The organism is Ornithinibacillus halophilus, assembly GCF_900129485.1.
Taxonomy (GTDB): domain Bacteria; phylum Bacillota; class Bacilli; order Bacillales; family Amphibacillaceae; genus Ornithinibacillus; species Ornithinibacillus halophilus.
Genome location: NZ_FQVW01000076.1, coordinates 1 through 8,958, shown reverse-complemented (window position 1 = coordinate 8,958; position 8,958 = coordinate 1). Strand labels below are relative to the sequence as shown.

General features: G+C 35.2%; 11 protein-coding genes and 1 pseudogene. 5 read left to right on the top strand and 7 right to left on the bottom strand.

Going from position 1 to position 8,958, the window contains the following annotated elements:
* Positions 1-111: 111 nt before the first annotated feature.
* Both BUB12_RS16700 and BUB12_RS16695 read right to left on the bottom strand, forming a co-directional pair.
* The gene (locus BUB12_RS16700; RefSeq protein WP_072892046.1) at positions 112-1,809 is read right to left on the bottom strand and encodes a hypothetical protein; all 1,698 of its coding nucleotides are present in this window, start codon (positions 1,807-1,809) and stop codon (positions 112-114) included.
* Positions 1,802-2,353 carry an RNA polymerase sigma factor gene (locus tag BUB12_RS16695; RefSeq protein ID WP_072892045.1) on the bottom strand — a complete coding sequence of 184 codons (552 nt, stop codon included), beginning with the start codon at positions 2,351-2,353 and terminating at the stop codon, positions 1,802-1,804. The genes BUB12_RS16700 and BUB12_RS16695 overlap by 8 nt, the downstream gene beginning before the upstream one ends.
* 304 nt (positions 2,354-2,657) lie before the next feature.
* On the opposite strand from BUB12_RS16695, the gene BUB12_RS16690 reads away from it, so the two are divergent.
* Positions 2,658-3,827 carry a MalY/PatB family protein gene (locus tag BUB12_RS16690; protein ID WP_072892044.1) on the top strand — a complete coding sequence of 390 codons (1,170 nt, stop codon included), beginning with the start codon at positions 2,658-2,660 and terminating at the stop codon, positions 3,825-3,827.
* A gap of 48 nt (positions 3,828-3,875) precedes the next feature.
* Here BUB12_RS16690 and BUB12_RS16685 read toward each other — a convergent pair whose 3' ends face one another.
* From BUB12_RS16685 to BUB12_RS16675, 3 genes are all read right to left on the bottom strand, one after another.
* Positions 3,876-4,193, bottom strand: a complete 318-nt coding sequence (locus BUB12_RS16685; RefSeq protein WP_072892043.1) for a hypothetical protein — start codon at positions 4,191-4,193, stop codon at positions 3,876-3,878.
* 97 nt (positions 4,194-4,290) lie between these two features.
* On the bottom strand, positions 4,291-4,860 hold the full coding sequence (locus BUB12_RS16680; RefSeq protein ID WP_072892042.1) for a superoxide dismutase family protein: 570 nt from the start codon (positions 4,858-4,860) through the stop codon (positions 4,291-4,293).
* A gap of 249 nt (positions 4,861-5,109) precedes the next feature.
* Positions 5,110-5,298 (bottom strand): hypothetical protein, encoded by a 189-nt coding sequence (locus BUB12_RS16675; protein WP_072892041.1) that lies wholly within the window; start codon positions 5,296-5,298, stop codon positions 5,110-5,112.
* A gap of 100 nt (positions 5,299-5,398) precedes the next feature.
* Between BUB12_RS16675 and BUB12_RS16670 the strand changes: the two genes are divergently transcribed.
* Complete coding sequence (locus BUB12_RS16670) at positions 5,399-5,791, top strand: kinase-associated lipoprotein KapB (protein WP_072892040.1); 393 nt, start codon at positions 5,399-5,401, stop codon at positions 5,789-5,791.
* A gap of 40 nt (positions 5,792-5,831) precedes the next feature.
* On the opposite strand, the gene BUB12_RS16665 is transcribed toward BUB12_RS16670, so the two are convergent.
* Positions 5,832-6,092, bottom strand: a complete 261-nt coding sequence (locus tag BUB12_RS16665; protein WP_072892039.1) for a phosphocarrier protein HPr — start codon at positions 6,090-6,092, stop codon at positions 5,832-5,834.
* 313 nt (positions 6,093-6,405) lie between these two features.
* Between BUB12_RS16665 and deoD the strand changes: the two genes are divergently transcribed.
* The 3 genes from deoD (at position 6,406) to BUB12_RS16650 (ending at position 8,475) form a co-directional block, all read left to right on the top strand.
* Positions 6,406-7,113: a purine-nucleoside phosphorylase gene (gene deoD / locus BUB12_RS16660; RefSeq protein WP_072892038.1), complete on the top strand. Its 708-nt coding sequence runs from the start codon at positions 6,406-6,408 to the stop codon at positions 7,111-7,113.
* Positions 7,114-7,262: 149 nt separating this feature from the next.
* Positions 7,263-7,853: a biotin transporter BioY gene (locus BUB12_RS16655; RefSeq protein ID WP_072892037.1), complete on the top strand. Its 591-nt coding sequence runs from the start codon at positions 7,263-7,265 to the stop codon at positions 7,851-7,853.
* Between the two features lie 148 nt (positions 7,854-8,001).
* A complete protein-coding gene (locus tag BUB12_RS16650; RefSeq protein WP_072892036.1) occupies positions 8,002-8,475 on the top strand; it encodes a divergent PAP2 family protein in 474 nt (157 codons plus the stop codon).
* Between the two features lie 364 nt (positions 8,476-8,839).
* On the opposite strand, the pseudogene BUB12_RS18290 reads toward BUB12_RS16650, so the two are convergent.
* Positions 8,840-8,958: pseudogene (locus BUB12_RS18290) on the bottom strand (3D domain-containing protein); the annotation flags it as partial.

Sequence of the window (8,958 nt, the reverse complement as noted above, 5' to 3'; positions counted from 1 at the left end):
GGGGTCTCACCGATGCCTTTGCTCCCACAGGAGTCTACGTATATTCCCTCCGCTTAGCTAGCAAATTGTTCGTCTTTGGCAATGACTTTTTAGTTTTGTCCCAACCTCTTCTTAATTTTGGATTAGAGCATGCACCTTCCATACTCCATTTTCTTTCTTCATTTCTATTCCACCTATAACATTCATCATATTAGCTCTTGTTATAAAATAATAGGTGACTTGTTGGTTATCAGCCCATTCTTGGATGATATAATCTGGGTTATGGAGCAAGTGATACACATTCGTTTCTAGCGCATGATAAAGTTTATCTTCACCTTGCCATTCACTATCTTGAGTAAGTAAGGAATGGACGATGTCACTATTTCTTTCATATGCCGAATACAAATATAATGCCATTGCTTCAAAAGCTGATAAATCAGTAAGATTTATCGGATTCTGTTCTCTCTGGTATCCATCAAATAGTTCTTGGCCATTATTCACTAGAGGTAAATCGAGTCTAATAATATCTTTGTACTCAATATCTTCCCATTTCTCTTCAAATAAAATCCTTACTTCCGTATCGGTCACTCTGTAAAAGTTATCTCCTTTATCCCAACTAGTTTCTTCGTATTCTTGAACAACTGTATCAATAATACTCCAGAATCTAGAATTTGGATGACTTACTAGGAAGCTCTTTAATTCTTCTTGTGATTTATCAGAGAGATAGATATCCTGTCCTTCTCCTATAATAAATCGATTAATATATTCTGATGCAGCAAAATATAAGTTATATTCAATAGGCAGAGGGTTTAGTGTATCATTAGTATCATTAGTATAGTTAATCAAAATATCTTCCATTTCTAGCAAGTCGTCTACTATACCATCATATGAACCAAACCCAACCGAATCATGTACAATTGATGTATGATAGGTCGTTAGTAATTTCACTGCTCGCTTATACGTGTCATCGATATTCCAAGTGGCCATTTGGTTCGTAATCCAGTTTTCATCTAAAGCAACACGCAAAAAGTCAGGGTCTTTATCCATAACTAATTTCAAACCTTGCCCATTTAACATCGAAAGAAAACCTTTTAGTTCATCTGGACCATTATATTTTTCTGGTGTATCTTGTAATTCAAGTAAATCATATTCTCCTTCTAAACCGAGTTTATGTTGATTAAGCATCACATTTAGTGTGTGTTGTGCTGAACTATAAAATGAAGACATTTTGTATATAAATTGCTGAATTTCACTATCAACATAAAATGGATCCTTTACATCTTCTGCGGTAATCTGATAGATGTCTTCAACTTTTTCACTAGGAATAGTAAAACTATCATCGATAAAATTCATCATTTCGCTTTCACTTATTTGATGTTCTTCCATGGCGTCAATCATTTCTTTTATAGATGCCACTTCCCAGAACGAGTCGATATTATCAATACCAAGCTTATGCTGAAATTCTTCTTTCTTTTCAGTAAAATGCTGCTCCAGTCGATGTGCCCTTTTTTCTTTTTCAATATCTATATCATTCTGTTCATTATCCTCGTCCCCTACATTATTCTCCTCTTCTTGTTGTTCATCATTTCCTTGGTCTCCTTGATTTCCTGATTTAGAATTATTCATAGGATCAATGGATGATAGTGTCATGATGATAAATAATACTAAGCCCGCTGCACCTGCTGCAAACGGCATCAACTTTTTCCAAATTGGCTGTTTCTTCTTCATACTAACTTCTGTCATTATATCTTCTTTATTTGTTAATTCAGGAATTCGATCATAGCTATTATTCATTTCATTTAATAACTGTTCTAATTTCTTATCATCCATAGTAAGATACCTCCTGCTCCTCATACTTTTCAAATTTCTTTTTTAGTATGTTTTTTGACCGATGCATTCTAGTTTTAACAGTAGATATTCTCATTTTGAGAATGGATGCAATTTCATCATAAGATTTATCGTGAAAGTAATATAAAATAAGTGGTGCGCGGTATTTCAAATCGAGTTCTAATAGACATTCATGTAAAATGACATGCTCTTGTTTCTCGAAGTAATAACGATACTTATTATCTAAAGTTGTCTCGAGTTTAGCTTTTGCTACTAACTTTTGATCTCGTTTAAGTTTCCTAAAATGGTCCTTTGCAACATTCAATGAAATACGATACACCCAACTCGTAAAATTCCCATCATTAAACAAATGAGCCTTTTGGTATATTTTCACAAAAGTTTCCTGTACAACATCTGGGATAAATTCTGGTGTCACACCAAACTGGAATGAAAATTTTTCTATTATTGGTTTATATATTTCTACTAAACTTTCAAATGCAGTCTCATCTTTTTCCTTTACTAGATCAATCAAATATTCTTCTTCCACTTTACTGCCCCCTAAAAGCCATTCAATTATAAAACGACGCATATGTATTAAAATGTTTCATTTAATTAAAAAAAGTTATATTTTGAGGTTTAAATTTAATCGAAAAGGGTATAACTATTAACGTAAGACTTTCTCGTATTCCCCCTGTAAGCAAGGCGTTGTCACGCTTTGCTTTTTTTTTGCAATTTCCCTTTGAACATCAAATTTTAGACTTGTCCTAATTCTATAGTAACAAAAAACGGTAGTTTGGTGTTTTTTTTCTCACCTTTGTTATAATAAAAAGAAAAGCTTTGGAGGGTATTCAATGGGGAACTTTGAAACTGTTCATGAAAGAAAAAATACTCGGTCTGTAAAATGGGACTTGCTTCATGCCGTTTTTCAAACAGAAGATGTCCTACCGATGTGGGTAGCAGATATGGATTTTAAAGCACCAGAAGAAGTTAACAATGCTATCATCGAGCGAGCAAAACATGGTATTTACGGGTACACTGTACTTGATGAAAAGGTCAAGCAGTCTGTTGTAAATTGGTTAAGCAATCGCCATAATTGGGACATTGAAGAAAAATGGCTTTCTTTTAGCCCTGGAGTTGTAACCACTTTACATATGGCTGTTCAAGCCTTAACCGAAGCAGGAGATAAAATTCTAATTCAAACACCTGTCTATACGCCATTTTATCAAGTTATTGAAAAGCATGACAGGCAAATAGTCAAAAACCCACTTGTACAAAAGGACAATTATTATCATATTGATTTTCAAGATTTTGAGGAAAAACTTAAAACTGGTGTTAAAGCATTTATTCTATGTTCACCACATAATCCAGTTGGCAGAGTTTGGACAAAGGAAGAACTATCAGAAATGGCACGTCTTTGTTTAAAACACGACGTCCTTATATTTTCTGATGAGATCCATGCCGATTTAATCTATTCAGGACATAAACATATTCCAATTGCAAGCTTGTCCACAGAAATTGCAGATAAAACCATAACGTGCATGGCTCCATCAAAAACTTTTAATTTGGCTGGACTACAAGCTTCATTTGCTGTTACAACTAATCAAGAGTATCGTAAATCATTAAATGATATGTTAGGAAAACAGGGGCATCATATGTTAAATACAATGGCTACGACTGCTATTGAAGCAGCCTATGAACATGGAGAGCCTTGGCTTAATGAATTAATGAGTGTATTAAAAGACCACCATGATTATGTTGTTTCTGAATTAGAAGGAAAAACAAATTTAAAAGTAATTCGTGCAGAAGGAACCTATTTGTTGTGGTTTGATTGCAGTGCATTAAATATGGATCCAAAAGAACTAAAGCAATTTATGATTGAAGAAGCCAAAGTAGGTCTAAATGCCGGAATTGACTACGGGGATGAGGGCGCATCCTTTATGCGTATGAACATCGCATGCCCTCGAGAAACGTTAGAAGAAGGCGTACAACGAATCATCAGTGCTTATCAGAAGCTTAATTAAAATTAACAGGTCCAGTGATAACTTGTCGGTTATCATTGGACCTTTTTTTCACATTTCACTTATCACTGTTTTATCATATTGTTGTGATTTATAAGCATCAATTAACAAGAATATCGCTGTAATGATATGCATGATCATCCCTACAAATGGAATCCAACCTATAGCAGAAGTAATGATTCCTAATATACTTCCATGATATTTTCTCTCTTCTGAAATACAAAAAATTAAAGTTATGATATGTAGTACTAGCATAACAACGAGTGGCGTCCAAGCCATACTTAAAATAATGGTACCACCAATGAACGGTACACCCCAAAATGCTTCTAACCCACCCGTAATCCACTTTAGTATGGTTGATATCTTCATACCTTCACCTCCACTTCAACTATTAACCATTTATATTAAATTTTTGTAATTTTAATACTGTAAAGTAAAGAAACAGGAACTAATCAGTCCCTGCTCTCTATTCTTGTTCTTCATTAAGTTGTGTTGGATCAGTTGGTGTTTCCTTTGATTCATTTTGTTCTCCAGAAGAAATTTCACCACAAATCAACCGAGCACCAGAATCTCCACCTGGTTGACTTACACCATCATCTTGACCTTCTGTAACAACTAGAGACGTGCCATCTTTTGATAAAATCGACTTCTTCCCGTCTTTTAAGGTTGCTCCTGCCAACATTAAATCGGCATCAACTAACCCACCACCATCAGCCTCAACATTTGGTAAATCTCCTAAATGGGCACCATCTGGATGCATCAAACCATGCTCTTTTCCTTCAGGATCAAAATGATTGCCAGCACTTTTAAAATCTGGCCCTTCACATTTAGGGATTTCGTGGACATGTACTCCATGGAATCCTGGTTCTAGTCCCTCTAACTTTAATTTAATTTGAACACCATCTGGCTGCTCATTTAATGCTGCTGTTCCTACAAGATCTCCATCGCCATTATACATATCAACTGTTTTTGACGTGATCTCGCTGCTTTGACAAGCTACTAAAAAAAGTAGCAAACAAAATAACACGTAACGCATGATGAATACTCCTCTTATAAATACTTTTTTATAGTATCCTCCAAAACAAATAGGATAAACATTAATTATTAAGAAAAGCGCAAGCGCCTTGGTCACCCCCGACAAGCTTAAGTCGAGCCTCGGCGTGGCGATCTTTGCCACAGAGAGGATTGACTTAAGACCTCGAGGGGGAAGGCGCTGGAGCTAGACATCTCTGAATTTTATACATTCTTTTAAATAAAAAAACGAAGAACTCGTTTAAGTCTCCGTTTACAATGGCTTATCATTATTTTTTGTGGTTAGATGCTTATATTTTTCTTCTGCTAATTTTTCATCTTTTTTAGATTTTTTATAAAGAAAATACGAAGCAACTGCAGCACCAATCATAAAGATAACTAATGTAATTATTGCAGGGATATACTCCGATTTATCTTCAGGAAAATATAAAAACTCCATCATTGGTATCACATCCTTCAATCCAAGTATAGCATATTTTTACTTTTTATTCGCTTCCTGTCTATAAATTTGGCACAATAAGAGAGTAAGGAGGTATGTATTCATGTCAGAAAAAACAATCGGTGATATCGTACGAGCAAACTATAACTCAGGAATATACATAGGCGAAATTGTTGAGGATCGAGGGGATAAGTTTTTAGTTAAAGTTCTAGCTGTTGAAAAACATCCGATGCAAGGTGACCTTCACCATCCTAAGCAAGTAGAAGGGGTATTTTTCCATGAGAGGAAAGCATTAGCTTTTAATGAAAAAATGAATGTAGCTAAAGGTGTTGTTTTTCCTTTTGAAGGAGAAGTACCAAACTATAGCCATTCTTTAAAAGAAGCTGTAACTACACAAAAAGAGAAATTAATGTCAAAAGAGACAGAGTTTAATATGAAAGCTCTCGAAGTCTTAAACAGTATAGAAAAAAATTATTACATAAAAAGCTATTACTAAAAAATAAGAGGCATTCCCTTAGGAGTAGCCTCTTATTTCATTATTCACCTAAATTTTCTTTAATAACTTCTTCAATACCTGCTAGCGCTTCTTCTTCATCATTACCTGTTGTGATAACAGTAATTTCAGCACCTTTTGGAATCCCTAATGACATAACACCCATGATTGATTTTAGATTAACTTTTTTTCCATTATAAGAAATTTCAACTTCAGACTGGTATTGACCAGCTTTATTTACTAATAGTGTTGCCGGTCTTGCGTGAACACCAGTTTCAGCAGTGATTGTAAATGTTTTTTCCATGTTCGTTCATCCTTCCAAAAATATGGTAGCTAGTACAGTTTTCCAAAGTAGACAAGAAAGACACACTAGACTTCTATAACATATAAGTCTAAGGCTAACGCAACTAATTAGCATAGCTATCTAATACTTATGGTTTACAAAATTAGTGAATATATTTATTCGTGAAAAACTGAACTTACTTATTTATTATAAACAAAATCATTCATTTTTGGAAATGATAACTTCAAACTTTTAATTTGATAACAAAGTTTGTTTTTACAATTATTGTGTGATAACTTTAATTTGAACAGATTCAGTTTGAGGAGGAAAATTAATGAGTGTACATATTGGTGCAAATAAAGGCGATATTGCCGATAAAATTTTATTACCAGGTGATCCACTGCGAGCTAAATACATTGCTGAAACATTTCTAGAGGACGTTACACAATACAATGAAGTTCGTGGGATGCTAGGCTATACTGGAACATATAAAGGAGAACGAGTATCTGTACAAGGTACAGGTATGGGGGTTCCTTCAATCTCTATTTATGTTAATGAACTAATTCAAAGTTACGATGTAAAGAAACTAATTCGTGTCGGAACTTGTGGAGCAATACAAAAAGACGTAAAAGTGAGAGACGTCATTTTAGCCCAAGGATCTACCACTGATTCACAGATGAATCGCATGATATTCGGTGGAATTGATTATGCTCCATTAGCTGACTTTGAGTTATTAAAGAATGCATATGATGCTGGAATTGAAAAAGGCTTAAACCTTCGTGTAGGAAATGTATTTACAAGTGATACGTTTTATCGTGATAATGCTAAAGAAGTAAATGAACTGTTGGCTAAATACAAAGTACTTGCAGTTGAAATGGAAACAACAGCACTTTACACATTAGCAGCAAAATTTGATCGTCAAGCACTTAGTGTATTAACTGTTTCCGACCATATTTTAACTGGAGAAGAAACAACTGCTGAAGAACGACAAACAACATTCAACGAAATGATGGAAATTGCGTTAGAGGCAGCAATTAAGTAATATTCTATCTAAACCGAACCATAGCTAGAAAATGGTTCGGTTTTTTCATGAATTCACATTCTATATGTTAACCTTTTGAAAATATGGTTGACAATGTTTCTCCTGCTATATAATATCAATAGTAAGAAAACTAGAGGAGAAATAATATTATGAAAAACTTACGGCCTATCGATTTAACATTTGGAGCAGTGTTTGTATGTCTTATGGCAATAGGTGCAAATATTACAGCTTGGTTTCCAATCCTTGCAGTACCAATTGGAGGAGCTACTGTTCCATTATCATTGCAGACATTTTTTGCTATTTTAGCTGGATTAATGTTAGGAAGGAAATTAGGGAGTCTATCTATATTTGTTTATTTAATGGTTGGCTTATTAGGTGTTCCGGTATTTGCCCAAATGCGTGCTGGAATCTGGGAGTTTATAAGTCCAACTGGTGGATTTTTAATTTCATTTGTTCTTGTTGCATTCTTTGTAGGATGGATTGCAGAACAAGGTAAGAAACCATCGATTCCTCTATATACTGTTGCTGCCGTAATTGGGTTAATTGTAAATTACGTTTTTGGAGTTACCTATATGTATATCGCCATGAACAATTGGCTTGAATTACCAATTTCATATTCTATTGCATGGTCAGGCATGATACCATTTTTAATCAAGGACGGTGCACTGTCTATTTTTGCAGCAATTTTTATGGTACAACTTGCCAAAAGAATAGCTTTTCGTTGGAAGCCTGCATCCTAAAAAAAATATTAATTTAGAATAAAACTACTGCCATTTCCTATTTAATGATGATAGTTGTATTCTTGTGTGGTAAAATAACAATGATATTTACGTAGGACATTGGACACCCTCCACACGAGGAAATTATTCATCGAAAGGACAGTGCACAGTGGAATTATTCCTTAATTTTCCATTATGGGCCGCTTTTTCTGCAATCATTTTTGCTCAAGTTATTAAAGTTCCCATTACACTAATAGCAACTAGAGAGTTTAAACCAAGCTTGGCATTTAGTACAGGTGGAATGCCTAGTAGTCATTCTGCGGCAGTTGCAGCCCTAACAACTGGTGTAGGTATTACCGAGGGGGTAACATCGACACTCTTTGCTATATCATGTATTTTCAGTGTGATAACGATGTTTGATGCATCTGGTGTAAGACGACATGCAGGTCAGCAAGCGGTGGTATTAAATCAATTGATTAAAGACTTTCTATACTTTGTTGATGAGGCAAAGGATTGGAATAAAAAAGAAGAGTACGAAAAACGTAAAGAACTAAAGGAACTGCTAGGACACCAACCAATTGAAGTATTTATTGGAGGTTTAACAGGAATCTTAATTGCCTTCTTCCTCTTTCAGTTTTATTAATAGAAAAGCGCAGAGCGCCCGCTTTGCGACGTAAGGACTGCGCCAGCGCAACGCTGGTGGTTCGATGTTATCGCGCAAAGCGATGGTTTTAATCGAACATTCCCCGTAGGAGATAAAGGAAACATGCCCCTTCATAGGGGTATGTCGACGTTGGACGAAAAGTCCGGTTTTAGTCGACCTTCCTTTTTATCGGAGTCGATGTTGACTTTCACCACAAGGGTATAAGTGCGACTAAGCCTCTGGTTTCACCAATCGGCAAGTCTTCTTTATCGTACGGAGGCGAAGGAAGTCTCTCTAGTCGCAGGCGCTCGGAGCTAGACATCTCTTTAAATAAAGAGACTGTTTGTAGACAGTCTCTTTATGTTTAGCTTTCATTCATTTGTTCACGAAAGACTTGCAATGCTTTATTTTCATTTAAAGCAACAAGGGTTTCTTCTGTCAACGTCCCATCGCCCTTTTCAATAATGTACACGTCAACTTCTT

Excerpts from the sequence above, each read along its gene's own strand:
- BUB12_RS16675 (WP_072892041.1), bottom strand. The coding sequence starts at position 5,298 with ATGATGGAGTTTTTATATTTTCCTGAAGATAAATCGGAGTATATCCCT.
- deoD (WP_072892038.1), top strand. The coding sequence starts at position 6,406 with ATGAGTGTACATATTGGTGCAAATAAAGGCGATATTGCCGATAAAATT.
- BUB12_RS16665 (WP_072892039.1), bottom strand. The coding sequence starts at position 6,092 with ATGGAAAAAACATTTACAATCACTGCTGAAACTGGTGTTCACGCAAGA.
- BUB12_RS16680 (WP_072892042.1), bottom strand. The coding sequence starts at position 4,860 with ATGCGTTACGTGTTATTTTGTTTGCTACTTTTTTTAGTAGCTTGTCAA.
- BUB12_RS16685 (WP_072892043.1), bottom strand. The coding sequence starts at position 4,193 with ATGAAGATATCAACCATACTAAAGTGGATTACGGGTGGGTTAGAAGCA.
- BUB12_RS16690 (WP_072892044.1), top strand. The coding sequence starts at position 2,658 with ATGGGGAACTTTGAAACTGTTCATGAAAGAAAAAATACTCGGTCTGTA.
- BUB12_RS16655 (WP_072892037.1), top strand. The coding sequence starts at position 7,263 with ATGAAAAACTTACGGCCTATCGATTTAACATTTGGAGCAGTGTTTGTA.
- BUB12_RS16700 (WP_072892046.1), bottom strand. The coding sequence starts at position 1,809 with ATGGATGATAAGAAATTAGAACAGTTATTAAATGAAATGAATAATAGC.
- BUB12_RS16670 (WP_072892040.1), top strand. The coding sequence starts at position 5,399 with ATGTCAGAAAAAACAATCGGTGATATCGTACGAGCAAACTATAACTCA.